General features: G+C 69.4%; 20 protein-coding genes. 7 read left to right on the forward strand and 13 right to left on the reverse strand.

The annotated features are described in order from the left end of the window. Positions 1 to 31 precede the first annotated feature (31 nt). The 5 genes from ABZ664_RS27490 to ABZ664_RS27510 form a co-directional block, all read right to left on the reverse strand. Positions 32 to 709 (reverse strand): MerR family transcriptional regulator, encoded by a 678-nt coding sequence (locus tag ABZ664_RS27490; protein WP_362515837.1) that lies wholly within the window; start codon positions 707 to 709, stop codon positions 32 to 34. Next, on the reverse strand, positions 709 to 1,221 hold the full coding sequence (locus ABZ664_RS27495) for an FHA domain-containing protein (RefSeq protein WP_350947148.1): 513 nt from the start codon (positions 1,219 to 1,221) through the stop codon (positions 709 to 711). Before ABZ664_RS27495 ends, ABZ664_RS27490 begins: the two co-directional genes overlap by 1 nt. A gap of 340 nt (positions 1,222 to 1,561) precedes the next feature. After that, positions 1,562 to 4,063 carry a mannose-1-phosphate guanyltransferase gene (locus ABZ664_RS27500; RefSeq protein ID WP_362515841.1) on the reverse strand — a complete coding sequence of 834 codons (2,502 nt, stop codon included), beginning with the start codon at positions 4,061 to 4,063 and terminating at the stop codon, positions 1,562 to 1,564. Between the two features lie 3 nt (positions 4,064 to 4,066). Continuing rightward, positions 4,067 to 4,663 carry a CDP-alcohol phosphatidyltransferase family protein gene (locus ABZ664_RS27505; protein ID WP_362515844.1) on the reverse strand — a complete coding sequence of 199 codons (597 nt, stop codon included), beginning with the start codon at positions 4,661 to 4,663 and terminating at the stop codon, positions 4,067 to 4,069. 80 nt (positions 4,664 to 4,743) lie between these two features. Next, positions 4,744 to 5,163 (reverse strand): hypothetical protein, encoded by a 420-nt coding sequence (locus tag ABZ664_RS27510; RefSeq protein ID WP_362515846.1) that lies wholly within the window; start codon positions 5,161 to 5,163, stop codon positions 4,744 to 4,746. 132 nt (positions 5,164 to 5,295) lie between these two features. Between ABZ664_RS27510 and ABZ664_RS27515 the strand changes: the two genes are divergently transcribed. Both ABZ664_RS27515 and ABZ664_RS27520 read left to right on the forward strand, forming a co-directional pair. Further along, entirely contained in the window at positions 5,296 to 5,901 is a 606-nt protein-coding gene (locus ABZ664_RS27515) for an SAM-dependent methyltransferase (RefSeq protein WP_362515848.1), read from the forward strand. A gap of 52 nt (positions 5,902 to 5,953) precedes the next feature. After that, complete coding sequence (locus tag ABZ664_RS27520; protein ID WP_362515850.1) at positions 5,954 to 7,150, forward strand: acyl-CoA dehydrogenase family protein; 1,197 nt, start codon at positions 5,954 to 5,956, stop codon at positions 7,148 to 7,150. Positions 7,151 to 7,196: 46 nt separating this feature from the next. Here the strand turns inward: ABZ664_RS27520 and ABZ664_RS27525 are convergent, their stop codons facing one another. Both ABZ664_RS27525 and ABZ664_RS27530 read right to left on the reverse strand, forming a co-directional pair. Further along, positions 7,197 to 8,111, reverse strand: a complete 915-nt coding sequence (locus ABZ664_RS27525) for an alpha/beta hydrolase (protein WP_362515853.1) — start codon at positions 8,109 to 8,111, stop codon at positions 7,197 to 7,199. Positions 8,112 to 8,280: 169 nt separating this feature from the next. Next, complete coding sequence (locus ABZ664_RS27530) at positions 8,281 to 8,967, reverse strand: gamma-glutamyl-gamma-aminobutyrate hydrolase family protein (protein WP_362515855.1); 687 nt, start codon at positions 8,965 to 8,967, stop codon at positions 8,281 to 8,283. A gap of 490 nt (positions 8,968 to 9,457) precedes the next feature. Here ABZ664_RS27530 and ABZ664_RS27535 point away from each other — a divergent pair, with 490 nt between their 5' ends. Beyond that, on the forward strand, positions 9,458 to 10,573 hold the full coding sequence (locus tag ABZ664_RS27535) for a globin domain-containing protein (protein ID WP_362515857.1): 1,116 nt from the start codon (positions 9,458 to 9,460) through the stop codon (positions 10,571 to 10,573). A 365-nt stretch (positions 10,574 to 10,938) separates the two neighbouring features. Continuing rightward, on the forward strand, positions 10,939 to 11,268 hold the full coding sequence (locus tag ABZ664_RS27540) for a hypothetical protein (RefSeq protein ID WP_362515861.1): 330 nt from the start codon (positions 10,939 to 10,941) through the stop codon (positions 11,266 to 11,268). Between the two features lie 6 nt (positions 11,269 to 11,274). On the opposite strand, the gene thyX is transcribed toward ABZ664_RS27540, so the two are convergent. The 3 genes from thyX to ABZ664_RS27555 form a co-directional block, all read right to left on the reverse strand. Then, the gene (thyX, locus tag ABZ664_RS27545; RefSeq protein WP_362515863.1) at positions 11,275 to 11,967 is read right to left on the reverse strand and encodes an FAD-dependent thymidylate synthase; all 693 of its coding nucleotides are present in this window, start codon (positions 11,965 to 11,967) and stop codon (positions 11,275 to 11,277) included. 112 nt (positions 11,968 to 12,079) lie between these two features. Beyond that, complete coding sequence (locus ABZ664_RS27550; protein ID WP_362515865.1) at positions 12,080 to 13,441, reverse strand: amidohydrolase; 1,362 nt, start codon at positions 13,439 to 13,441, stop codon at positions 12,080 to 12,082. 121 nt (positions 13,442 to 13,562) lie between these two features. After that, a complete protein-coding gene (locus ABZ664_RS27555) occupies positions 13,563 to 15,704 on the reverse strand; it encodes an anthranilate synthase component I (protein ID WP_362515869.1) in 2,142 nt (713 codons plus the stop codon). A 379-nt stretch (positions 15,705 to 16,083) separates the two neighbouring features. Between ABZ664_RS27555 and ABZ664_RS27560 the strand changes: the two genes are divergently transcribed. Next, positions 16,084 to 17,274 (forward strand): WYL domain-containing protein, encoded by a 1,191-nt coding sequence (locus ABZ664_RS27560; protein WP_362515871.1) that lies wholly within the window; start codon positions 16,084 to 16,086, stop codon positions 17,272 to 17,274. A gap of 140 nt (positions 17,275 to 17,414) precedes the next feature. Here the strand turns inward: ABZ664_RS27560 and ABZ664_RS27565 are convergent, their stop codons facing one another. Beyond that, positions 17,415 to 18,329 carry an SDR family oxidoreductase gene (locus ABZ664_RS27565; RefSeq protein ID WP_362515873.1) on the reverse strand — a complete coding sequence of 305 codons (915 nt, stop codon included), beginning with the start codon at positions 18,327 to 18,329 and terminating at the stop codon, positions 17,415 to 17,417. A gap of 661 nt (positions 18,330 to 18,990) precedes the next feature. On the opposite strand from ABZ664_RS27565, the gene ABZ664_RS27570 reads away from it, so the two are divergent. Together ABZ664_RS27570 and mctP are read left to right on the forward strand one after the other, a co-directional pair. Further along, positions 18,991 to 19,203 (forward strand): DUF3311 domain-containing protein, encoded by a 213-nt coding sequence (locus ABZ664_RS27570; protein WP_362515877.1) that lies wholly within the window; start codon positions 18,991 to 18,993, stop codon positions 19,201 to 19,203. A 4-nt stretch (positions 19,204 to 19,207) separates the two neighbouring features. Further along, on the forward strand, positions 19,208 to 20,803 hold the full coding sequence (mctP, locus tag ABZ664_RS27575; RefSeq protein WP_362515879.1) for a monocarboxylate uptake permease MctP: 1,596 nt from the start codon (positions 19,208 to 19,210) through the stop codon (positions 20,801 to 20,803). Between the two features lie 57 nt (positions 20,804 to 20,860). On the opposite strand, the gene ABZ664_RS27580 is transcribed toward mctP, so the two are convergent. Together ABZ664_RS27580 and ABZ664_RS27585 are read right to left on the reverse strand one after the other, a co-directional pair. Further along, positions 20,861 to 24,181, reverse strand: coding sequence for a PQQ-dependent sugar dehydrogenase (locus ABZ664_RS27580; RefSeq protein WP_362515881.1), 3,321 nt, complete (start codon positions 24,179 to 24,181; stop codon positions 20,861 to 20,863). Between the two features lie 187 nt (positions 24,182 to 24,368). Then, entirely contained in the window at positions 24,369 to 25,544 is a 1,176-nt protein-coding gene (locus ABZ664_RS27585; protein WP_362515884.1) for a TIM barrel protein, read from the reverse strand. Positions 25,545 to 26,509: the final 965 nt, after the last annotated feature.

A 26,509-nucleotide genomic window follows, 5' to 3' on the forward strand; every position in this document is an offset into this window, starting at 1 on the left:
CTCGTGGGGGTACGAGTGCCTGGTCAGGCTCTCACCGACCGAGAGCCCCACGCACGCCGGAACGCAGCAGCGAGGCGTGCAATTCCAGCAGCAGGCCGGAAATCTCCCTCGCCGTCTCGTCGGCCTGGTCGATCGCGCCCGGCCCGCGACGGCGCAGCAGAGGGGCGACGGCCTGCTCCACCAGACCCGCCTCGCGCTCGGCCGCGGCCTTGACCGCCCTCAGGTGGCGGGCGCGCAGGCCGAAGGCGGCGAGGGCTCCGACGCTGCGGGCCACGGCCAGCGCCTCGGCGTCGTAGTAGCGGGCCACCGCGGCCAGCAGGCCGTAGTCCTCAAGCTCGGCGAGGGTCTCCTCGTCGAGCTCGGCGGCGGAGATCAACTCCTCGCGGGTGAGCCTGAGCTCGGGAGGAGCGTCGTCGGGGACGGCGCGCGGCCGGGCGGCCGGGCGCTCCTCGCGATCGGCCGCCTCCAGATGATCCTTGATCACTCGCAGCGGCAGGTAGCGGTCACGCTGCTCGCTGAGGATGTAACGGAGCCGCTCGACGTCGGCGTAGCTGAACTTGCGGTAACCGGAGGGACTGCGCTCCGGCTCGATCAACCCCTCGCCCTCCAGGAAACGAATCTTGGAGATGCTGACGTCGGGGAACTCGCCCTGCAGGAGGGCGAGCACCTCCCCGATGCTCATGTGCGCACGAGCGGCCTGCGAGCTCATCATCCTCCAGCGGCGCCGCGGGTGAGGAAGACGAGGCGGAACTTGCCGATCTGCACCTCGTCCCCGCCGTACAGCGGGACCTCCTCGATGCGCTCGCGGTTCACGTACGTGCCGTTGAGGCTGCCGACGTCACGGACGGTGAAGACCCCGCCGCCGCGCCGGTAGAACTCCACGTGACGGCGCGAGACCGTGATGTCGTCGAGGAAGATGTCACTCTCCGGATGGCGGCCCACGGTGGTGAGATCGCTGTCGAGCAGGAACCGGCTGCCGGCGTTGGGGCCGCGCATCGCGACCAGCAACGCGGTGCCCGGGGGCAACTGCTCGACGGCCTGCCGTTCGGCGAGAAGCGTCTCACCTGTCTCCGCCTCGTATGCCTCGATCCCGGAGAGGGAGATCGTCGATGTGCTGTCTCCGGCGGTCTCGGCTTTGGTAAGCGGCGACCCGCATCGTGAACAGAAACGGGCATCCTCAGGGTTGGCATGACCGCACTGCGTGCAGTAGACGCTCGGCATCGATCGGCTCGGCCTCCTACCGCGAAGACGCGGCAACGGTACTCAGTGATGCGCGCCTCGCTTCTTCGCTTCTCAAGTGTTTTCTCGGACTGCGAATGCCGCAACATACAGTGATGAGGCGCGAAGGTCAAGGTTGACGCTGAACCGCGGGTACGGTCGGTGACAAAGTTACAGTGGGGCACTGTCTCCGGTCCATGGCGCCGCGCTGTGTTTTGTCGCGACCGCTCGGCCCCGAGCCCTCATCCGCCCCCCTTCCCGCCCGGCTTTCCCCGCTCCGCTCGGCTCACGGCCCTCGCTCACGACCCTCCTCCTGCGCCCGTCTGGACCCCGCCTGGGCCCCTCAGCCGCCCGCGGCATCCTCGACCACCCGCGCCCAGTGCTCGATCAGGCTCTGCGCGGAGTCGACGTCGAAGCCCTCGGCCCACAGGTGGGTGACCGCCTCCGTCGGATCGGGCAGCACCAGGGCCCAGCCGCCGTCCTCGGCGACGACCCGGACCCCGTCGGTGGTGTCGATGCGGTAGTGCTCGGCGGCCTCGATCACCGAGCGCATCACCGCGCCCTTGGCGGCCCACGGGGTCGGCACGGTCCGGCGCAGCAGCTTGGCCTCGGGGATCCTGGCGTCGATCTGGCTGAGCGAGAGCCTGGTTCTGGCGACCAGGCCCAGCAGGCGCAGGAACACCGCCAGGCCGTCCACCGTGGGCCCGAACTCGGGCACGATGAAACCGCCGCGCCCGTCGGCCGCGAAGATCGTCTCCGGTCCCCTGGCCGCGGTGGTCAGCGCGTCGATCGCGGTGGAGGTCCACTCGGCCTGCACGCCGTGGAACCTGCAGACCTGCTCCGCCACCCGGGTGGTGGTGACCGGCAGCGCCACCCTGCCTCCGCGCCGCTCGGCGGCGACCAGGTCGAGCACCACCAGCAGGGCGCGCTCCTCGCTGATCAGCTGGCCCATCTCGTCCACCAGCGCGACCCGCTCCCCCACCGGGTCGAAGCGCACCCCGAAGGCCGCCCTGGAGGAGCTGACGAGCTCTGAGAGGCGCTGCAGATCACGGCGGCGCTCGGCGAGGGTCTCGGTGGGCGAGGCGTCGTCCAGCCGGTTGTTGACGGTCAGCACATCCACCCCGACCCGGCCCAGCAGGCTGGGCAGCACCAGCGAGGAGGTGCCTCCCGCGCAGTCGACCACGACCTTCATGTCGACGTCGCGCACCCCGCTGATGTCGACCAGGCGCAGCAGCTCGTGCGTGTAGTCCTCCACCGCCCTGGCGGGGAAGCTCAGCTCGGCGATCTCTCCGGGGAAGGCGCGGCGGAACTCCTGCCGGGAGAAGACCCGGTCCAGCTTGCGCTGGGCCGCCGGGGACAGGTCCGCGCCGTGCTCGTCCATGAAGACGATGTCGACGCTCTGCGGGTCGCCGGGGGTGGTGCGCAGCGCGATGCCGCCGACGGCGTTCTCCCGGGCGGTGTGGAAGCGGGCCACCGGGAGCGGGGACGCCTCCAGGTCGAGCACGTTGATCGCGCTCGCGTTCAGCGCGCTGATCACCGCCCGCTTCAGCGCCCGCGCGGCACGGGAGGAGTCGCGGGAGGTGATGACCGAGGCGCCCTTCTTCAGGGTGGTGGCATACGCGCTGGCCAGCCGTACGCACAGCTCGGGGGTGATCTCCACGTTCACCAGCCCCGACACCCCCCGTGGGCCGAACAGGTTGCGCTGGGCGCGCGGCTCCCAGATGACGCTGTTGTTGATCACCGCCCCGGCCTCGATGGTCTTGAACGGGTAGATCTTGACGCCGGAGGAGATGTACGCCTCGGCCTCGATGATGCACTCGTCGCCGACGACGGCGCCCTCCTCGACCCTGGCCGCGGTCATCAGGTCGGTGTTCTTGCCGATCACGCAACCGCGCAGGTGGGCGCTGGGCCCGACGTAGACGTTGTCGTGGACGACCGCGCGGTGCAGGAAGGCTCCCTCCCTGACCACCGCGTTGCTGCCGAGCACGGTGTACTCGCGCAATTCGGCCCCTGCCTCGACCTTGGCGTAGTCGCCGATGTAGAGGGGGCCCTTGAGGACGGCGTCGGCGTCGACCGAGGCCCCCTCGGCCACCCAGACGCCCGGCGAGACCTCGAAGGCGTCGATGTCGACCTTGACCCGCCCCGACAGGACGTCGGCCTGGGCCTTGAGGTAGCTCTCGTGGGTGCCGACGTCCTCCCAGTAGCCGTCGGCCACGTAGCCGTACAGCGGGGCACCGCGCTCCAGCAGCCTGGGGAACACGTCGCCCGACCAGTCGACGGACTCCCCGGCCGCGATCTCGTCGAGGACCTCGGGCTCCATCACGTAGATGCCGGTGTTGGCGGTGTCGGAGAAGACCTGGCCCCAGGTCGGCTTCTCCAGGAAGCGCTCCACCCTGCCCTGGTCGTCGACGATGACGATGCCGAACTCCAGCGGGTTGGGGACGCGCTTGAGCCCGATCGTGACCATCGCGCCGTTCTCGCGGTGGAAGCGGATCATGTCGCTCAGGTCGATGTCGGTCAGCGCGTCGCCGGAGATGACCAGGAAGCGGTCGTCACGGAGCCGGTCGGCGGCGTTCTTGACGCTGCCCGCGGTGCCGAGCGGCGTGTCCTCGGTGGCGTAGTGCAGGCTCATGCCGAGCTCGTCGCCGTCGCCGAAGTAGTTTCTGACCAGAGCCGCCAGGAACTGCACGGTGACCACCGTCTCGGTGAAACCGTGCCGTTTCAGCAGGCGGAGCACATGCTCCATGATCGGCCGATTGATCACGGGCAGGAGAGGCTTGGGCTGGTTCGCGGTCATCGGCCGGAGCCGTGTCCCTTCCCCGCCCGCCATGACGACGGCCTTCACAGATCACCTCTTAAGGCGTTTGGCCTCGCTGGTCAGCTGACGCACCTGTACCCAATACAGCACTCCGGACCACCAGTACAGACCTGTGCCCCAGATGGCGAGGGACCAGCCGACGATCTCCGCCGCCTCGGCGTACCAGGAGGGGTGATGGGCCAGGAAGAGCAGGGGGAAGGCGTAGAGCAGGTTCGCGGTGGCGGCCTTGCCGAGGAAGTGCACGGGCAGTGCCGGGCCGTATCCGAGACGGCGCAGGATGAGCGGGATGCCCAGCAGCATCACGTCGCGCAGCGGGATGGCGAGCGCCAGCCACCAGGGGATGATCTCGCGCATGGCGAGGCCGAACAGGGTGGCCAGGATGTAGAGCCGGTCGGCCAGCGGGTCGAGCAGGCGGCCGAGCCTGCTGGTCTGGTTCCAGGCACGGGCGATCTTGCCGTCGAGCCAGTCGGAGAACCCGGCCAGCATGAGCAGGGCGACGGCCCAGCCGTCCGCCTTCGGCCCCAGCACGAGCCAGAGGAAAACCGGCACCCCCAGGAGCCTGGCCAGGCTCAGCGCGTTGGGAACCGTCCAAATTCGATCTTCAGCCCCCGATTCTTCCGGACCCACCGGCTGAACTCCCTCCCCGCACCTGATGGTGACACTACTGTGTCCGGCGCCACCGAGGGGATGCGGGGAGGGCGCACGTCTCAGGACCGGCGCTCGGCGGCGCGGGGGGACCACGCCCAGATGAGCACCGCCACGGTCAGTCCGAACAGGGCGAGACCGCTGGGCACGTGGGTGCCGAGCGCGTCCGAGCTGAAGTGCTGGCCCATGCCGATCAGGAACAGGCCGAGACTGGCCAGCGCGGGCCAGCCCGCCCCCCGTCCCGGACGCCAGACCAGCACGGCCGCGACGATCTGCAGCAGGGCGATCAGGTGCACCACCATCCCGGCCATGACGTGGGTCTCGCCGAGTTCTCCCCCGCCCTGTACGGCCTGGCCTGCGAACGAGGCGGCGACGACGAGCCCGGCGGCCTGGGCGACGACGAGGACGCGGACGCCGTACAGCAGGCCCGTGGATACCTGACGGCCCCGCGTCGGATCGGGCTGGGCGATGACCTCCTGCATGAGATGTGTCCTTCCTCAGGTGAAAAGTGAGTGGTTCGAAGCACATCGTGACCGCGGAGGCACGGCCGGGTCGTCAGCCTGGGGAATGACCTACGGATCCACCGCCTGGCGGATTCCCCTACCCTTCTGACCATGACCAATGACACCGCGCTCTTTCTGGGGCAGTGGCTTCGCTCGCCGGGCACCGTCGGAGCGGTGGCGCCGAGCTCGCGGCGGCTCGCCGAGGCGGTGGCCTCGCCCGTTCCCCACCGGGGAGATCCGGTGATCGTCGAGCTCGGCCCCGGCACCGGCGCGTTCACGGCGGAGATCCAGCGCCGGCTGGGCGGCCGGGGACACCACATGGCCGTCGAGATCAACCCGAGGCTGGCCGAGTTCCTCGCCGCGGGAAACCCCGGGGTGGACGTCGTGGTCGACGACGCGGCACGGCTGCCTCAGCTGCTCCAGGAGCGCGGCCTGTCCAAGGCCGACGCGATCGTGAGCGGGCTCCCGTGGGCCGCCTTCTCCGCGGACACACAGGGCCGCCTGCTGGACGCGGTCACCGCGATCATGGGCCCGCACACCGCCTTCACCACCTTCGCGTACAGCTTCGCCAAGCGCCTTCCCCCCGCGAGGCGCTTCAGGAAGCGCCTCACCGACACCTTCGAGGAGGTCGTCGTGGGCCGGACGGTGTGGGGGAACGTGCCGCCGGCCTTCGTCTACCACGCGCGCAGGCCCCGCCTTCCCGCCTCGGAGTCCTGAGCCTGCGGAGCCTCGGGCCCATACTTCCGTGGCGGTTCCCTCGCCAAGAACGATGGAGTTGATCATCGTGGACTTCACCCTCCCCGAGAGCGCCCTCGCCGTGCAGCGCGGCATCGGCGACATCTGCGCGCGCTACGACCTGGATTACTGGCAGCGGTGCGAGAGCGAGAAACGCTGGCCGGAGGAGGTCTGGCAGGACCTGGCGAAGGGCGGCTGGCTCGGCCTGGCCGTGCCCGAGGAGTACGGCGGCGGCGGGCAGGGCCTGCTGGAGCTGGCCGTGGCCACGGAGACCCTGTCGGCCTCCGGCTCGGCGGGCGGCTCGGCGTTCACCTACGTGCTCACCCCCGGGTTCGGCGCCATGACCCTCGCCAGGCACGGCAGCGGTTGGCAGCGTGAGGAGCTGCTACCCAGGCTGGCCACCGGCGAGCTGGAGACCTGTTTCGCCCTGACCGAGCCCGACGCCGGGTCCAACGCCCTGGGCATCTCCACCTTCGCCCGCCGCGACGGCGCGGAGTTCGTCGTCCAGGGCCAGAAGATCTGGATCACCGGCGTGCAGCGGGCCACCTGGATGCTCCTTGTCACCCGGACCATTCCGGCCGCCGAGGCCAGCCCCCGCTCCAACGGCCTGACCGTCCTGCTGGTGAACGTCCCCGAGGCGGTCGCCTCCGGGCAGCTGTCCTTTCAGCCGATCCCGAAGATGGGCGCGAACACCACCCCGTCCAACATGGTCTTCATCGACGATCTGCGGGTCCCCGAGAGGAACGTCGTCGGCGAGGTCGACCAGGGCGCGCTGGTGCTGTGGGACATCCTCAACCCCGAGCGCGTCCTGCTGGCCGCCTCCGCGCTCGGCGGCGCCGAGGTGGCGCTGGGGGTGGCCGTGCGGTACGCCAAGGAGCGCGAGGTCTTCGGCCGCCCGATCGGCGCCAACCAGGCCATCGCCTTCCCCCTGGCCCAGGTCAAAGCCAAGATCGAGCTGGCCAGGCTGATGCTCTACAAGGCCGCGTGGCTGTTCGACAGGCAACTGCCCTGCGGCACCGAGGCCAACATCGCCAAACTGACCGCCTCGCAAGCCGCGTGGGAGGCCGCCGACCACGCCTTCCAGACGCACGGCGGCATGGCCTACTCGCTGGAGTATCCGGTGGCCCGCCTGCTGGCCGACGCCCGCATCGGCAGGGTCGCCCCCGTCACCGAGGAGCTCCTGCTCAACTATCTGGCCACCCAGGTGCTCGGGCTGCCCAGGAGTTTCTGACCGGGCCGCGGACGCTCCTGCCGTACGGGGGCAGGGGCGGCGCCGCTCACCGGAAGGCCTCCGCCAGACGGGCCGCGGCGTACTCGCGCGCCTCGGTCGCCTGGTCGAAGAAGCCCGGCAGACCGAAGAAACCGTGGATGGCCCCCTCGTATCTCCTCACCTCGACCGGCACTCCGGCCTCGGCGAGCTGGGCGGCGTACTCCTCGCCCTCGTCGCAGAGCGGGTCGCACTCGGCGACGATCACCGTCGCCGGAGCCAGGCCGGACTTGTCGGCCAGCCGGACCGGGGCGAGCCGGGGGTCGGCCGGATCGCCTCCGTACTGCGTGACGAACCAGGCCATCTCATCGGCCCCGAGCCCGAACCCGGTGGCGTAGGTACGGTAGCTCTCGGTGTCCATGGCCACGTCGGTCACCGGGTAGACGAGCAGTTGGTGGGCGAGCCTGAGCCCGGCGTCCCTGGCCCGCCAGGCGGTGACGGCCGCGACGTTGCCCCCGGCGCTGTCGCCGCAGACCGCGATGCGCTCGGGGTCGGCCCCGTAGGCGCCGGGACGGGCGAAGAGGTCCTGGACGACGCTCCACGCGTCGTCGGCCGCCGCGGGAAAGGGATGGTGAGGCGCGAGCCGGTAGTCGACCGAGACCACGACCGCCCCGTTGCGTACCGCGAGGTCGCGGCCGAGCGCGTCGTTGTGCTCGACGCTTCCGAAGACCCAGCCGCCGCCGTGGAAGTAGACGAGCACGGGGAGAGGGTGGTCGCCCTCCCGGGGCCGGTAGACGCGGACCGGCACCCCCGCGGCGACGTCGTCCCTCACCGTCGGGAGGGGAATGATCGGGCCGCGCTGCTCGGCGAAGGCGTCGAGGGCCCGCAGCTCGGCGATCGTTTCGGGGGTGAGAGTGGAGAGAGGGGCACCGAGCTCTGTCTGGAAGAGCTTCAGGTAGGCCTCGGCCTGCGGGTGCAACGGCATGATCGGCACCCTACTCGCGCCGTCCCCGGCACGGCGGGACCCGGGCGCGGCGGCGCGCGTCAGCGGCGCATCGCATCGCCCGTTTTCGCGGGTGACGTCCGCGCGAGGGCGTCGGGAGCGACCGGCGCACCGGGGCGATCACGCGGGACGTCACGTCCGCGCGACGGTGTCAGGATCCGGCGGCCTCGACCAGGGCCTCGACGAGCCTGTTGTCCCCGGCGCGCGCGAGGTCCCACTGCACACCGATGCCGAACCTGTGCCCCTGCAGCTCGACGCCCTCGACGATCTGGTCGTCGGCCCACGCCACGGCGAGCAGGCCGGCGCCCAGCCGCTTGACGGCCTGGTGATGGGAGGCGGTCACCTCGGCCGTGTCGCCCAGCGTCTTGCCGAGCTTGCTGGAGACGTTGATCTGGACGCGGTGCGCCGTGGAGGCCGCGTGGCGGTCGTGGTCGACCACCTCGGGGAGCCAGGGGATCAGGTTGCCGCCCTGGGCGACGTTCAGGACGTGCATGCCCCGCCCCGAGGCGAGCAGCGGCAGGTCGGCCTTGACGGCGGCGCGGGCCAGCGCCAGCTCGAAGCGGTCGCGGTGTGGCTGGGGGTCCCTGACGCGCTCCTCGCGGGCGGCCCCGTACAGGGAGGGGTCGAGCTCGCCCCCTCCGGCGAGGATCACACCGGACAGGCCGCGGACGTAGTCGTCGATCCCGCCGAGGTTGAGTGGGGGCAGCAGCACCGGGGCGCCACCCGCCTTCTCGACGGCCCGCGCGTAGGAGGGCGGCGACAGGACGGCCTCCCTGACCCAGTCGCCCCAGCGGGCGGCCTCAAGGTAGGTGGTGATACCGATCAAGGGTTGGGGCATGCGTTCTCCAGGGGGGCGTGCGCGAGGTGGCGCCACCTGTTTCGGACAGCACCGATCCCATCTCCAACAGCTTCCCTATCATGGCGCACTCTATTTCGGTCATGTCACACATCTGAGGTATCAGTGTCGTCTCGCCGGGAGCCCTCACCCCTCACCGCCGGAGGGCTTCCCGCCGCCCACCCCCCGGAACCCCACCGTGATTAGAAATCGTACGAATGGTGGATTTCCCATTCAAAACGAATGTGATTATTATTCGTTTCTCCATCTCTCCACAGATTAGTCGGTCACACAAAATAACTATCCAATTACCGATAGTTAGATTTCCCACTATATTGCGGGGAAACGGTTGTGAGGCCCACTAGGTGATGGAAGACTCGAATTCGAGTGGCCAGGCGAGCCGGGGCTCCAGGTCACTCGTCACCCGGAGCCGTCAGGGAGGTGGATCTGCGTGATCGGACTTTGAGCCGGTCAATTAGGGTGGGTTCTTTAAATGTCTTTGAATCCGCGTCTCGTCAAGGAAAGCTTCGCCGTCGTCGAACCCGTCGCGGACAAGGCCGCGGCATACTTCTACGGGCGCCTGTTCGCCGAGAACCCGCAGCTGCGGGCGATGTTCCCCCCGGCGATGGACGTCCAGCGCGACCGGCTGTTCAGCGCGCTGACCAGGACCGTCTGGAGCCTGGACAGCCCCGACGGCATGGCGTCGTTCCTCGGCCAGCTCGGCCGCGACCACCGCAAGTACGGGGTGATCCCCGAGCACTACACCGCGGTTGGCAACGCGCTCCTCGCCACGATCCGGCGCTTCGCCGCCGAGGTCTGGAACGCCGAGATCGAGGCGGCCTGGGTGGCCGCGTACACCGCCGCCGCCAATCTCATGATCGAATCAGCCCAGTCGGACGCGGGAGTGTCGCCCGCCTGGTGGCCGGCCGAGGTGATCGACCACGAGCTCCGCACCCCGGACATCGCGGTGATCACCCTGCGGCCCGGCCAGGAGCTGCCTTATGCGCCCGGCCAGTACGTCAACGTGCAGACCGCGCGCTGGCCGCGCGTCTGGCGCGCGTTCTCCATCGCGAACGCGCCCCGGGACGACAACACCATCCGTCTGCACGTCCGCGCGGTCACCGGTGGCTGGGTCTCCACCACGCTGGTCAAGCACACCCGGATCGGCGACACCGTGACGCTGGGCCCTGCGATCGGCACCATGGTGCCCTCCGACTCCGGGCGCGACATCCTGTGTGTGGCGGGCGGCACCGGTCTGGCCCCGATCAAGGCGATCCTGGAGCACCTGATCGACTCCGGGCGCCGTCCCAACATCCACCTGCTGTACGGAGCCCGCACGGCCGCCGAGCTCTACGACCTGACCGACCTGCTGCGGATGGAGTCGGCCTTCCCGTGGCTGCGGGTGTTGCCCGTGGTCTCCGAGGAGCGGGGGTACGCCGGCATGCGGGGCCGTCTGTCGGAGGTGATGGAGCGGTTCCACTCGTGGGCCGACCACGAGGCCTATGTCTGCGGCCCGGTCGCCATGGTCAACGAGACCGTCCGCAGGCTCCAGCGGGACGGAATGCCCCTGGCCCATATCCACCGGGACACCGTGGAGGGGAATCCTTGAGCGACATTCGCGACTAACACCCCAAATTGATCACGCAAATCTCATAGAGCACGGCAGGACGCGGCGTGACATGGCAGCATGAGGCCCGATCCGAAAGGAGATGGTCATGCACGACGGCCCCCCTCCCAGCCCGTGCCCCCCTCTCGACCGCCACCCGCACGGACCCGTCCGCCACCATCGTCACCCGTCCGGCCCCCCGGCCGGCCCCGGCCGCCACCGTCGTCACCCGTCCGGCCCTCCGGCCGGGACCGCCCATCCGCCCGCCCCCGGTCCCCTCCACCGGCGGCGGCTCTCCGCGGACCGGGGCGAGCTCCCCCCTCGGCCCCCGGCCGTGCCCGCCTCGCACGTCATGGCGCTCTGAGCCGATGGCCAGACCCGTCACCCTCGTGACCTTCATACTTCCCGCCACACTGCGTCACTGGGCGGGCGAGACCACCGAGATTCGCGTCTTCGCGATCGCCGACCGCGACGACGGGCACCCCACGCTGGGCTCCGCCCTCGACATGCTCCGCCGCACGCATCCGTTCTTGGAGCAGCGACTTCGCGACGACTACGGGGGCATCCGTCGCCATATCAGCATGTTCGTCTGCGGGGAGAACGCCCGGCACCATGGCGGCCTCGACTGCGCGCTGCCTCCCGGTGCCGAGATCTTCGTCCTGCCCGTCCTCTCCCGCTCGCCGGAGACGACGGGCTGAGGCGGGCTAGGGAGCGACCCTGCCCGCGGCCACGAAGGCCGCGTGCGTGAGGGGCATCAGCTCCGCCCAGGCCGCCTCCATCTTCTCCGCCACCATCTCGATCTCGCGCTGCGGGAACGAGGGCACCCTGGCCTGCTCGTTCTTGGTCCGCAGGGAGAGGAAGTGCATGAGCGAGCGCGCGTTGCAGGTGGCGTACATCGACGAGAAGAGACCGACGGGCAGCACCGCCCTGGCCACCTCCCTCGCGATCCCGGCCTCCAGCATCTCCTGGTACGCGGCGTAGGAGCGCCGGTACGACGACTCCATCACCTCGGTGACGAGCTTGTGCTGCCCGGCGTCACCGTCGGCGAAGACGTACTGTCCCGGCTTGCCCTTCTGCACCAGCTTTCGATCTTGGCCCGGAACGTAGAAGACCGGACGAAGCTCGCGATATCGCCCGCTCTCCTCGTTGAACGACCATCCCGCCCTGTGGCGGTGAAATTCACGGAAGACGAAGATCGGAGCGCTGACGAGGAAGGTCATCGAGTTGTGCTCGAACGGGCTGCCGTGCCGGTCGCGCATCAGAAAGTTGATCAACCCCTTCGAACGCTCGGGGTCCTTGCCGATCTCCTCCAGGGACTGCTCCCCGGCGGTCGACACCCGCGCGGCCCAGAGCACGTCGGTGTCGGAGGCGCTGTGCTTGACCAACTCCACGGTCACGTCGTCAAGAAAGCGTGCCTCTGCCCCATCGCCCGTCAACTGGCTCCCCCTCGTCGCATCAACAGTCGCCCCATTATTCCAGGGGCCCATCCGCCCCCGGGCCGGGCACCCGTCACAACCGGTATATCCGGCGCGCGTTGCCGGAGCCGATCATCTGGGCCACCCTGGCCGCGTCGGCGACGCTCCACTCGCCGTCGGCCAGTCTCGCGGCGAGCGCCCCTGCCAGGCCGCGCCGGTAGTGCAGAGCGCCGAGGTGGCAGGTCTCCGCCACGCCGTGGCCACCGGAACCGAACAGCTGCTTGTGGAACGGCACGAGTTCCAGCAGTTCCGCCATGACCGCCGCCGAGCCCGTGGCACTGCGGGTCAGGGCCGCCCCCACGTCGACGTAGACGTGCGGGAGGACACCCGCCAGCCCGGCCGCCTGGCGGTGGAACGGGTGGCAGTGCAGCAGGACGACGGGGACGCCCACCGGCTGCACGGCCACGATGAAGCCTGCCACCGGCGCCGGACCCGCGTCGTGCGGGCCGGGGACGAGTCCGGCACCGGCGTGACCGCCGGAGACGCCGAAACCACCGTGGGCCTCGTGACCGCCGGGGGTGATCCGGCCACCGCGTCCCGGGTGAGGGTCGCGGCGCGCACCGCCGCCGTGGCGAGCGAGACCGGTGTGAAACTGCAGTGGCCGCCCGTACTCCCTGGCCACGTCGACGGCCGTCCAGAGCAGGTGGCGCAGCAGCACCTGGTCGGTGAGCCTCTCCCCCGGGCAGGCCAGCCGCCGGGTGGCCGCGGCGATCACCGCTCCCCGGCTCGGCCTGGCCGGATCGAGACGCCTGCCTGACCGGTGGGCCGTGACCGACTTCAGGGCGACCGCGCGGGCGGCCCGCCCCGCGAGGTTCTGGGCGAGGGCGGAGATGTAGGAGACCCCCGAGACGGCGGTCCCCGCGACCTCCTCCTCAGCCCGTTCGATGGGGACGACCCGCGCGGTGTTCGCGCCGCCCGCATGGCCCATCTCGGCCGGTGGCAGCACTCCTGACGCGCCGAAGCGGTCCTGACGATCCGGACCACCGGGGCCCTTCGGACCGCCCGAGTCGCCGGAACCGTCGAAGCTGTCGGAGCCGTAGAAGCTGTCGGAGCCGTCGAACAGGAAGGTGGCGATTCCCGCGGCGCCCAGCAGCCGCCGGTTCACCTCATCGGCGCCGAGTTCCATCCGGCGGGCCAGGTAGACGGCGGGCGGCACGTGCGGGGCGAGACCGAGGACGGGGGCGCACCAGCGGCGGACCGCAGCGCCCGCGGGGGTGTCGAAGTGGGTGGTGCCCGGCGGCGCCGGGGTTCCCGCTTCGGTGAGCAACGTCTCGAACCGGGCCCGGGTCAGGTCGTCGCGGCGCACGCCGTGGCAGTTGTGGTCGACCAGCGGCGCCAGCAGCGCCTCCCGCACGGCGTCGGGCAACTCGACGGGCAGCATACCGTCCGACCTCATGCCCGCTCCTCCCCGCCACAGGCGTACCGGCCGAGACCGGTCCCGGTACGCCCGCGATCTCCACGACGAGGGGAACTCTAGGGTCACCCGGCGTGATCACCGGGCGCGAAGCACGGGTTCTTTACCCGCTCTTGCGGCAGAGCCGAAGAACGTTGGCGATGACCTTCGCTCCCGCGCCTCCCCCCGCGGTGAGGATCGACTCGGGGTGGAACTGCACCGCGAAGCGGCGTCGCTCCACGTCCTCGATCGCCATCACCGCGCCGTCCGGAGTGAACGCGGTGGCGGTGAACCCGGCGACGCCCGACTGCTTGGCGTGGACCGAGTGGTAGCGGGCGGCGGTGAACTCCTCGGGGAGCCCGTCAAGCAGGGCGCTCGCGCCCACCCTCCGTACCTGGCCGCGCTTGCCGTGCTCGGGGTAGGACAGCAGTTCGAGGGTGCCGCCCGCGTGCTCCACCATGCCCTGCAGGCCGAGGCAGACGCCGAACACCGGCAGATCGCGCTCGTAGAGGGCGCCGACCAGGGCGGGCAGGCCGAAGTCGGAGGGCCAGCCGGGGCCGGGCGACAGCACCACCAGAGAGGGGTCCAGCTCTTCGATCATCGTGACGGGGAAGCCGTGCCTGAGCGTGACGACCTCGGCGCCCTGCTGACGGAAGTAGTCGGCGAGGGTGTTGACGAAGGAGTCCTCGTAGTCGACGAGCAGTACCTTCATGCCGCTTCCCGGCAGCTCCGCGGCCACCTTCGCCTCGGCCCGCTCCTGCGGGGCCGCGCCGACCGCCGCCAGGGCGCCCAGCAGGGCGCTGGCCTTGAGTTCGGTCTCCCGCTCCTCGGCCTCGGGGTCGGAGTCGAACAGCAGTGTGGCCCCGGCCCGCACGGTGGCCACGCCACCGCGGATCTGCGCGGTGCGCAGGGTCAGGCCGGTGTTCATCGAGCCGTCGAAGCCGATGTAGCCGACCGCCCCGCCGTACCAGCGTCGCGTGGTCTCCTCGTGGTCCTCGATGAACTGCATCGCCCAGTTCTTGGGGGCTCCTGTGACGGTGACGGCCCACATGTGGGTGAGGAAGGCGTCCAGGGCGTCGAACTCGGGACGCAGCCGGCCCTCGATGTGGTCGACGGTGTGGATGAGCCGGGAGTACATCTCGATCTGACGCCGGCCGATCACCTGGACCGTCCCCGGCACGCAGATGCGGGACTTGTCGTTGCGGTCCACGTCGGTGCACATGGTCAGCTCCGACTCCTCCTTCACGCTGGACAGGAGGGTCCGGATCGCGTCGGCGTCCTCGATGGGGTTGCCGCCTCGGGCGATGGTGCCGGAGATGGGGCAGGTCTCGACGCGGTCGCCGCTGACCCGGACGTACATCTCCGGGGAGGCACCGACCAGGTGCTCGCCCTCGCCGAGGTTGAACAGGAACTCGTACGGCGCCGGATTCACCGTGCGCAGTCCCCGGTAGAAGGCGGCGGGGTCGGTGCAGGGGGCGTGGAAGACCTGGCCGGGGACGACCTCGAACAGGTCACCGCGGACGAACTTCTCCTTGGCCGCGGCCACGACCTTGGCGTAGGAGCCCTTCTCCGGGTCGGCGGGAAGCTCGGACGGGAGCGGAGGCAGCGGCACGACCTCCCCCTCGCGCTCGAGCCCGTGGGTGGAGACACCGTCCACGGTGAACTCGTAGCGGAACTCCTTGCTCGTCTCCCTCTTGCGGTCGATCACCATCACCCGGTCGGGCAGGTGGAGCACGAGGTCACGCTGGTCGGCGGCCCGGGTCAGGACCTGCCTGATCGGCTCGAACTGGAAGGCCAGGTCGTAGCCGAAGGAGCCGTACAGGCCCAGGTGCTCGTTCTCTCCCTTGAAAACGGCGATGACCTCGCGGATCGCGGTGAAAACGGTGGGGCGGCGGCTGCGCATCTCCTCGGGGAGGATGTCCTCCGATTCGGCCACGTAGACCTCGACGAGATCGGCCGTCGGCTCCTCGACGGGCTTGCCGGCCGCCAGCAGGCAGGACACGATGGCGGGCAGGACCACCCTGCCCCGGGCGTTCAGCGCGCGGGCGGAGATCCTGCGCCCCCTGGCCACGATCTCCAGGCAGGGGTCGACATAGGCGAGGTGCCATCGGCTGTAGCGGCCCGGATACTCCATCCCGGAAGAGAGCACTCCGCCACGGCGCTCGCCGAGCGTCGTGACGACGTCCTCAAGCACCGTCTCGGGCACGTCGGACGCGGTGACCTCGACCCCTATGCCGCCGGCGGTGGTATATCGGCTCGTCTCCACTGCGGTATCGCCCCTCTTGTTTCCCTGATGCCCTGAGGGGGCGGACACAGAAAAGGCCACCTCCCCGGGCGGCCGTTTGTCTGCTCGCGAATGCGAAACCTGCGCCGCCTAGAAGCGGCGCCACCACTGAAGGGTAATCGGGTGTCGCATGTGGCCAGAGTACCGGCGGCAACCGCGATCATGCAACGTGACACGGTGGCGGGCCCTCGGCGCTCCGGAGGGGCAAAAAACCCTATGAAACCTACGGAAAAGGCTCGCGGCTCGGCACCGAGCCGGATTGTCCGCCGGGTCGTCGCCGGGTCCGGCTCCACCCGTCACCCGCTCCCCTTCCGGCCGTCGTCACCGTCACCGTCACCGTCACCGGAGCTAGGGTCGGAGGGTGCGTGCGGCCAGGTTGATGTCGTTGGTCCTGTTGCTCCAGGGCCGGAGCGGGATGACCGCGGCGGAGCTCTCCCGGGAACTGGAGGTCTCCGAGCGGACCGTCCACCGTGATGTGCTGGCCCTTTCGGAGGCCGGCGTGCCGGTGTACGCCGACCGCGGGCGAGGTGGCGGCTACCGGCTGCTTGACGGATACCGCACCCGTCTCACCGGCCTTGACCGGGCCGAGGCGGAGGCACTGTTCCTGTCGGGAGTTCCCCAGGCGCTGCGGGAGATGGGGCTGAGCGAGGTGGCGGCCACGGCGCGGCTGAAAGCCGCGGCCGCGCTCTCTCCCGGCCTCCGCGACGCCCCCGCGACCGCGGCCCAGCGCTTCCATCTGGACGCCCCCGGCTGGTTCGCGAGCGAGCGGCCTCCGCCGGAGGCGCTGGCGCCCCTGGCCAGGGCGGTGTGGGGCGATCACCCGGTCACCGCCCTCTACCGGCGTGCCGCGCGCCACCGCCCTGGCGAACAGACAGGGCCATCAGGCGAGACCATGAAGACCGGGCGGATCGGACGGCCCGAAGACACCGGGCAGAGCGAGCGTGACAGGCTGAGCGGGGAGACCGAGCAGTCCGGAGGCCACGGGCGGACCGAGCGCGACGGACAGGTCGGGGAAGCCGAGCAGGCCGAAGGCACCCGGCAGGCCGGCGCCGCCCGGCGCCTGGAGCCGTACGGGCTCGTGTTGAAGGCGGGAGTCTGGTATCTGGCGACCCGGTTCGCCATCTACCGGGTCGACCGCTTCGACGAGGTCCAGATCCACTCGGACCTGCGCTTCGAGCGGGACGGCGCCTTCGACCTCGCCGCCTTCTGGACAGAGCGGGTGGCGCGGTTCGCCGGGTCCCTGCTCACCACGCATGTCACCGTACGACTCAGTCCCGCCGGCCGCCGCGCGCTCCCCTCCGTCGCCGATCCCGCCGCCCTCGACGCCGCCCTGGTCTCCGCCGGTGAGCCCGACGGGCAGGGGTGGGTCACGTTCCGCCTGCCCGTCGAGTCGCCGGAGGTCGCCTACGTCCAGATCCTCGGCTTCGGCCCGGAGGCCGAGGTCGTCGATCCACCGGGCCTCCGGGCTCGCCTCGCCGAGGCCGCGACCCGCCTGCACGACCTGTACTCCGCCTCCCGCTCCTCCGATGACACCGGCGCGCCGGACCGTTGACCTCTCACGACGATTCCAACCCTGGGAGCACTGCCCCCTCGCCACGAGCCCGACCTTCGAACCGCTGACCTCTTACGACGAACCCACTCTTGGGACCGCTGATCCCTCAGGGCGAGCCGAACCGACGGTCGCGGCGCCGGTCAGCGGTAGCCGGTGGCGTCGGCGGGTTTTCCCTTGCTCTCGACCTCCTCGATGTAGCGCCAGGCGTCCGGCCTGCTGCCGTCGACGTCGGTGAAGCCGTACACCTGGGCGAGTTGCCCGCTGGACACCGACTGCCCCGACCAGCGCATCCGGTCCTCGTCGGCGGCGAGGGCGACGACCGCGCGACCGGCGTAGGCGGGTGTCTCGGAGATCACGAAATGCGGCTGTTTGGCGGTGGCGTCCCGCCAGTTCTCCTCGGTGACACCGAAGAGCTCCAGCATGTTCTCCGACCTGAGCCAGCCGGGGGTGAGCGAGATCGCGGCGCAGCCGTGCGGGCGCAGCTCGTGGGCCTGGATGAACGCCAGGCGGTTCACCGAGATCTTGGCCAGGTCGTAGAAGGCCGAGAGCCGGTAGTTGGAAAGGTTGTACTCCAGGGTGCCGTCGGTCACCTCGATCACCATGCCCCCGGGATTCTCGATCAGCAGGGGCAGGGCGTGGTGGCTGGTGGTGAGGTGGGTGTCCACCGCCAGCCGGAGGATGCGCAAACCGTCGTCGAGAGAGTGTTTCCAGACGGGGACGTGCCACTCGGTGAGCGAGTCGGAGCCCCAGACGTCGTTGACGAGAATGTCGAGTTTGCCTTGCTCGTTCCTGATCTGTTCCACCAGGAGGCGCACCTGCTCCGGCTCCAGGTGATCCACCCGGACCGCGATGCCCCGCCCACCGGCGCGGGTCACCAGCTCGGCCGTCTCCTCGATGGTCTCCGGGCGGCCCATCTCCGAGCGCCGCTCTCGTGTGCTCCTCCCGGTGCAGTAGACCGTGGCACCGGCCGCGCCCAGCTCCACCGCGATGCCCCGCCCGGTCCCCCTCGTCGCCCCCGCGACCAGGGCGACCTTCCCTTCCAGCGTTCTTGTCATGAGATGAGCGTGGCGCGAAAACAGGACATCCTCTGTCATGTTTTCGCGCCACGCCTGCCGAAGAACGCGATGACCGAAGCGAAGGAGCCATGGGCGAAGCGGCCGGGGGAAGCGAAGGAACGTGACGCCCGACCAAGATCAGCCGGTCGCCGGCACCTCCTCCAGTGCTCGGAGGACATGCGAGCGCCACCCCCCGTCGAGGATGGCGCGCGTGCGCCGCTGGATGGGATCGTCGGGGTCGAACCCCGCGTGCTCCAGGAAACAGCCGGGTGCCGCGCCCTTCGGGTTCCAGTCTCCAGACGACCGTGGTCTCCAGCCTCCCGCCCCTCCAGGACAAGGGAAGGGTCCATTCGCGCCACACGGGAGGCAGCCCGTCCTGCCTGCGCGCATTTACGAAATACACTCCACCTTGTCAAGGAAGCCACGCCGAGAGGTCGGCGATCGGTGGAATACCGGCGGCGAAGTGAAGAGTCGCGAGACGCACGGATGCCCGTGACCTGGTCTTACACCTCGACGGCGGGGCCGGGCCGCCGTTCATCGCGCCACATGTGCCACTCGGCGCTCGATGCCCCGAATGGAACGGCCGCGTAATTACGCTGCCGGTCAGCCGAAGGGGACATCCCTGCCCGGGTGATCCCCTCTCCAGCCCAAGGAGACCGCGTTGACCACTCCAAACGGGGACCGGAGCGATCGCAGCCCATGGAACTGGCTGCTTATCGTGCCGATCATCCTACCTTTACTCCCACTTCTCTACAATTCCGATGAACCCCGGCTTTTCGGTTTCCCGCTGTTCTACTGGCTCCAGCTCGCCTTCATCGCGATCGGTGTCACGTGCACCTCGATCGTGTACCAGATGACGAAGCGGCGGCGGTGACCCGATGGAAGCCCACCTCACAGAGATCATCGTCTTCTCCGTGCTGTTCCTGGTGGTCAGCGGCATGGGGTTCGTGGCCGCGCGCTGGCGCCGCCCGGAGAACCTGGCCAGCCTCGACGAGTGGGGACTCGGCGGCCGCAACTTCGGTGCGTGGGTCACCTGGTTCCTGGTCGGCGGCGACCTCTACACCGCCTACACCTTCGTGGCCGTACCCGCCCTGCTCTGGGGGGCGGGCGCGATGGGCTTCTTCGCGGTGCCGTACACCATCGTGGTCTACCCGATCGTGTTCCTGGTGCTGATCCGCCTCTGGTCGGTCTCGCACGTGCACGGCTTCGTCACCCCGGCCGACTTCGTCCGGGCCAGGTTCGGCTCCCCCACGCTCGCGCTGCTGGTCGCGATCACCGGCATCGTCGCGACGATGCCCTACATCGCGCTCCAACTCGTCGGCATCGAGGCCGTGCTGAAGTCGATGGGGGTGACCGGTCACCTGCCGATCATCATCGCGTTCGCGATCCTGGCCGCGTACACCTACCAGTCGGGCCTACGCGCGCCCGCGCTGATCGCGTTCGTCAAGGACACGCTGATCTATGTCGTGATCCTGGTCGCGATCTTCGCGATCCCCGCCCAGATCGAAGGTGGCTGGTCGGGCATCTTCGACGCCGCCCAGGCCAAGTTCGAAGCCAGCGCCGCGCCCGGCGACGGGATCCTGCTCAACGCGAACAACCAGCTGCAGTACGTCACGCTCGCCCTGGGCTCGGCGCTCGCGCTGTTCCTCTATCCGCACAGCGTCACCGGCATCCTCGCCTCCAGGAACCGCGACGTGATCAAGCGGAACATGTCGGCGCTCCCCGCCTACAGCCTGCTGCTCGGCCTGATCGCCCTGCTGGGTTTCATGGCCATCGCGGCTGGGATCAAGCCCATCGGCACCGACAACAACACGATCGTGCCCCAGCTGTTCGACAGGATGTTCCCCGACTGGTTCACCGGCGTCGCCTACGCCGCGATCGGCATCGGCGCGCTGGTCCCCGCGGCCATCATGTCCATCGCCGCGGCGAACCTGTTCACCCGCAACATCTACAAGGAGTATCTGAAGCGAGACGCGAGCGACGCCGACGAAGCCCGCGTCTCCAAGATCACCTCGTTGCTCGTCAAGGTCGGCGCGGTGCTGTGCATCCTGTTCCTCGACACCGGCTTCTCCATCGACCTGCAGCTCATCGGCGGTGTCATCATCCTGCAGACGCTCCCGTCGGTGGCGCTCGGCCTTTACACCCGCTGGTTCCACCGGAGCGGCCTGATCGCCGGGTGGGTCGCCGGCATGGGGGCCGGGATGCTCCTGCTCTACAACATCGGCAACCCGGCCACCGGCAAGCTGCACTTCGCGGGGTCGGCGTTCCCGCTGGAGAAGCTGGGCCTGGACACCAAGATGACGATCTACGCGGGCATCCTCGCCCTCGCGGTCAACCTCGCCGTCGCCGCGCTCGGCACCGTCATCGCGCGTTCCGCCAGGATGGCCGAAGGCGACGACTCCACCAAGCCCGACCACTACTTCGCCGACGAGGGCGACCCCAGGATCAAGGACCTGGACCTCAGCGCCCCCTGACACCTCCACGCCGAACGCGGGGGGAGAGCCGGTCGGGCCCTCCCCCCGCGCCCCGCGTCAGCCGCCGGCCGGGGCGCGCAACTGCGCGATCAGCGCCTGCCCGTCCCGTACGAGCACGTCACGCGCCTTCGTGTCGGGCACCCAGAGCTCACGCTGGGCGAGCTTCACGAAGACCTCCAGCGAGGCGATCGCGGCGTTCTTCCTCCCGGCCTCCGCGTGCTTCCTCGCCTGGTCGAGCTGGACATCGAGGACGCCGCCCCGCGCCGAGCCCTCCGCCTTGAAGCGGTCGAGGAGTTTGCGCACGTCGGCGAAGGAGGTCGTGACCTCGAACGCGACGGTCTGCTTCGTGACGTGCCCCGCCTTGTCCTTCGCGGTGACGGTCAGCGTGTGCTCGCCGAGCGCCAGCTTCGACAGGGCGATCGCCTTACCGGAGACCACCTGCAGGTCACCGATGGCCGCCGTCACGCTCGCCACTCCCGAGGCCGCGTCGGACGCCGAGAAGACGGGCGTGATGAACGCGGAATCGCCGTACTTACCCGGCTCCACCCCGCTCACCGACAGGACCGGGGCGGTCTTGTCGATCCGCGCCGTGACAGTGCCGATCTGCGAGACGTTGCCCGCGTTGTCGGTCGCCCGGTAGCGCACCTCGAGGGCACCCTCCGCGCTCAGGGTGACCGGGTTGTTGGCGTTCAACCATGTCGTGCCGCCGTTGAGCGAGTACTGCCTGCTCGCCACCGTGCCGTTGTCGGTCGCGGTGACCGTCAGCGTGACGTTCCCGGTGTACCAGCCGTTCTCCCCGCCCGGCTGGGCCGGGGCGAGCGTGGCCGACACGGTCGGGGGCGTCTTGTCGGCGACACCGTCGCCCTGGAAGGTGAACCCGTCGACCTCCACGCCGCCGGTCGAGGTGACGTAGAGCTCGCCGCTGCCGGTCGGGGCACCGGTGAGCGCGGCCTCCACGCTCTGCCAGCCCGATCCGGCGGGCACGGTGACGGTGGCGAACGGCTCCGCCGTCTCCGAGCCCCATCGCAGGGAGAGCGTTCCCGCACCGGAGGCGCGGGTCTTCACCCCGGTGACGCCGGCGAAGTTCACCGGGTCGTACGAGATCCAGTCCCCGGCGTCGAACGACGTGATCTTCGCCAGGCCGGACGCGCTCGCGTCCTCCACCTTGGTGACGCCGCTGCTCGCGTCGGCGTGCTCGGCCTGCAGTTCCTTGGGGTTGAGGATGAGCGTGGCGTCGCCGAGCGCCCCCGGGATGTCACCGGCGCCGTTGTCCCGGTAGCTCACGACGACGACGCCGAAGATGTTCTCGGTCTCACCGTGCTCGGGGGCGTCGGCCGGTGTCGGCCATGCGCCCGAGCATCCGGAACCGAGGGTCTCCGGGTGCGCGTGCGTGTCGTGGCCGAGACCGAAGGTCCACTGCACCCGGCTGCACACCGGGTTGTCGCCGTCCTCCTTGTCGGAGACCTTGATCTGGAACGGCACCGCGTCGCCCCAATTGAAGAAGGAGCCGTTGCCCGGTGCCTGGATGGTCACCTCGGGCGCGGTGTTGCCCACGGTGATCTCGGTGGAGGTGAGCCCGAACTTGCCCTGCGCGTCGGTCACGCGGAGCCTGGCGACGTACTGCCCGAGCGTGGGGTAGGTGTGCGAGGCCGTCACACCGGTGGCGTCAAAGGTCCCGTCGCCGTCGAAGTCCCAATCGTAGGTCAGCGGGCCCGGCTCGGCGTCGGTCGACGAGGCCGCGCTGAAGTCGACGGTGAGGGGTGCGGTGCTGCCCGACGACGGCTTGGCGACGATCTTCGCCTGCGGGGTCTTGTTCCCCTCGGCGTAGTCGATGCGGTATAGGCCCGCGTCGGGGTTGGCGCGGAAGAAGCCGTCACCGTAGTCGAGCACGTACAGCGACCCGTCGGGGCCGAACTCGATGTCCATCGGGCTGTCGGTGATCGGCATCGCCGCCGCCGTCAGAGCGCTGTTGGGCAGGAAGTGTTCGAGTTTGGTCACCGGCCCGCCAGGCGCCGTCACGGTGAACGCCGCGAGATAGTCCTGCGAGAACTCGGCGAAGAAGAACTTCTTGTCCCAGTAATCGGGGAACTTCGTCGTCGAGGGGTTCGCCGCGTCGTAGTGGTAGACGGGACCGCCCATCGGTCCCTGGCCGCCCGCGGGCTCGAAGTCGGTGAGCCCGGCCCACTCCGCGGGCTGGTGGGTGTTGTTGTCACCGTAGTAGAGGGTGGCCGGGGTCGCGGGCGGCAGCTTGTCCACGCCGGTGTTCCAGCGGGAGGTGTTCACCGCTCCCGCCGCGCAGTCGAACCACTCACGCGGTGTCGCGGTCGCGAAGTTCCAGTCGTTGTAGTTGAAGTGGTTCCCCGTGCAGTAGGGCCAGCCGCCGTTCATCGGCTTGTCGATGGGGGTGACGTCCCACTCGACGTAGCCCATGGGTCCCCGGGCGGGGTCGGGCGCCCCGGCGTCGGGACCGTAGTCGCCCCAGGAGACCGTACCGGTCACGTCGTCGACGTCCATGCGGAAGGGGTTCCGCACCCCCGTCACGAAGATCTCGGGACGCGTCTTGGCCGTTCCCTGCGGGAAGAGGTTGCCCGCCGGGACGGTGTAGGAGCCGTCCTCCTTCACGGTGATCCGCAGGATCTTGCCGCGCAGGTCGTTGCTGTTGCCCGCGCCACGCCGCGCGTCGAGGCCGGGGTTCATCCCCGGGGCGTCGTTGTTGGGCGCCATGCCGTTGGCGCCGGGCGTGCCCGCGGGGGTGTTGTCGCCGGTGGCGAGGTAGAGGTTGCCCTCGGCGTCCCAGTCCATGTCGCCCGCGACGTGGCAGCACTGCCCGCGCTGCACCTCGACCTTGATGATCACCTGCTCGGTGGACAGGTCCAGCGCGTCACCGGTCCACTTGAACCGTGACAGCTGGTTGTAGCCCTTCCACTGGTTCCAGTACGACTCGTCCGCGCCCGCGGGCAGCGAGTTGGGCGCGGAACCGGTGGGGGTCGTCTCCGGGTACGGCGCCGTCATCGTCTTCGGCGCGTAGTAGACGTAGACCCACTTGTTCTCGGCGAACCCGGGGTCGATCGCGATCGTCTGGAGGCCGTCCTCGGAGTTCGCGTAGACGGGGATCGTGTTAATGATCTTGGTGATACCGGTGGCGCCGTCGGTCAGGCGGATGTCACCGTTGCGGGCGGTGTGCAGGACTCTTCTGTCCGGCAGGACCGCCATGTCGATCGGCTCGCCGACGTTCTTGGTCAGCGTGATCTTCTCGTAGTTCGACCAGTTCGTGGCCGCGTCCTGGAGCTGGGCCTGTGCGGGGGCGGCGCTGGGCACCGCCAGGGGAAACAGCAGGGCGGCCAGTGCTCCGCCGAGCGTGGCGCGGGTAAGCTTCAACTTCCTGAGCCTCTTCTTCAGGGGGGTATCAGGACATGGCGGACCGCCACGCGTGCCGCGGCAACGGCTTCGATCACGTGGCGGTCCGCCGAACCCTTCGGATCCTCTGGATCCTTCCTCGGGTTCTTCCTCGGATTCTTCTTCGAGGTGTGTGCTCTGAGGTGTGGTTAAGGTGTGCGCCGAGCTCTCAGTGACGGCGCAGGGCGGAGAGGTTCTTGTAGCTCAGGTCGGCGTACTGGAGCGAGCGGCCCGGCTCGGCGGTCCCTCCGGGCGCGTTGTCCTGCTCGTACATCGGGTTGTGGCGCTTCTCGATGTCCAGCTTGGAGAAGAAGGCCTTGTAGTCGATGTCACCGGTTCCGAACGGCACCATGTCGTAGCCGTTGGCGGTGGTGTTGGACTTCCCGTCCTTGGCGTGGAAGAGCGGGAACCGCTTGTCGTTCTGCCGTACGAGCTTCAGAGGGTCGAAGATGTCGGTCCGGGTGACGCCGTTGCGCGCGACGTACTCGCGGTGCTTGTGCTGCGCCACGTGCGCCCAGTAGATGTCCAGCTCGAGGTAGACGTCCCTGCGGTTGGTGATCTCCAGGAAGTACTCCAGCTTCCGGATACCCGACGAGCGGGTGGGCCGGCCCAGCTCGTCGAGAGGGCCCTCGTCGAGAAGGAAGCTGTAGGCCGCGTCGTGGTTGTGCGTGTACAGCTTGAGACCGGCGGCCGAGGCGAGCGCGCCGAGACCGTTCCACTTCTGGGCGGCGAGGTCCCAGTCCGCCTTGTAGGCGCTGTTGGTCGGGTCGCTGCCGGTGCCCACGTGCTCCATGCCGAGGATGTTGGCGATCTCCAGCGTCCTCTTGAAGCGGTCGAGATCGGCCTGGGTGAGCGGCCAGGAGCTGGGAATGAAGCCGTGGTTGCCCTGGGCCTTGAGCCCGTTGTCGTCGAGCCACCGGCGCAGCAGCCGGGCACCCTCGACGGTCTCCAGGTCGGCTCCGCCCTCCGCGTTCGCGTGCTGGCGGTAGCCGGCGAACTCCACCTGCTTGTAGCCGATCCGGGAGAGCTCCTCGAACACGCGCCGGAAGCCCGCCGGCAGGTTCATCGCCGGGTCGCGGGAGACGACGTCACGAACCGTGTAGAGGATGATGCCCCGCTTCGCCTCCGGCACCAGGGCGTCCTGGTGGCCGTGGCCGTGGCCCTTCCCGCGCTCCTGGTCGCCGCCGGGGGACGCGTACGCGGCCGACGCGAGCGGACCCACCGCCGACATGGCGGCCACCGCGGTGACCCCCGTCGTGGCGGCGAGGAACTGGCGGCGGTTCAGCCCGAGCCTACGGCGCAGCGCGCCCGCCATCTCGTCGGTCTCTTCTTCGTGTGCACTCATGATTTCCTACCTCCGTGTGGGTGGATGGAGCCCCGCGGTCCCCGATGCCTCAGCCGGATGACCGCCGACTCCCTTCCGCCGCAGGCCTCGGCCCTACCGGCGGGTCACCTCTTCGAGGAGATCCGCCTGCGGACGCCGTCGACCGACTCACTTCGTCCTCTCGGTGGTGTGCAGAGAACTTGGCGTGGAAGTTACGCGTCTTCTGCACCTTTTGGAAGAACTTTTGCCATGATCACTTGAACTTTCTACGGCGGACGACCAAAGTCCCTCCGGAGTGCAGCCTCACCTGACACACCCAGGCACACCCCAGGTCGGGGAATCTTCCCTGATCAGGTGGGGTGGCCCCTCGTGGAACGTCGCAATAAACTCGGTTTGTAACAATATGGGCAAACAGCCCCACGAGACACCCCAGAGACGCCCCTCCTCCAGGGCTCTCACTCGACTCGACCTGCGTCTCGCCAGCCACTCCCACCCCCACCCCGACACGAGTGATCACAGAACGTATTCAGCGATGGCTTCGGGCGATTATGCTGGAACTTTTGTCGAAAATCGACAAAAGTAGTCGACTGTGAGCCGTCGCCTGTGGGGCCGTCGTCGTCAAGGAGAGCCGATCATCCCGGCGAGGAGAAGAAGGGACAAGGAGGGAAACGCCGCCCCCGCCTCGCACACCTCAGCGTAGGTCGAGCATCACTTTCGGATCATGAGCATCACTACGACGATCATGCTTCAGCTGCCCCTACGCGCCTGCCGGCCCGGAACGCGGAGGCTCGGGAGCCCCGGCCTTCAACGCCTGGAAGTCCGGAACACCGCCAGAGCGCCGCCGGGACACCGCTGGGCCACCCGGGAGCGCCGCTGAAAAAGGGGGGCCGTGAAAGCACGAAAGGGCCCCCACCACATGGTGGGAGCCCTTTTCGTAAAAGATTGTCCGGCGGTGACCTACTCTCCCACACCGTCCCCGGTGCAGT

Source organism: Streptosporangium sp. NPDC006930, from assembly GCF_040635605.1.
Taxonomy (GTDB): domain Bacteria; phylum Actinomycetota; class Actinomycetes; order Streptosporangiales; family Streptosporangiaceae; genus Streptosporangium.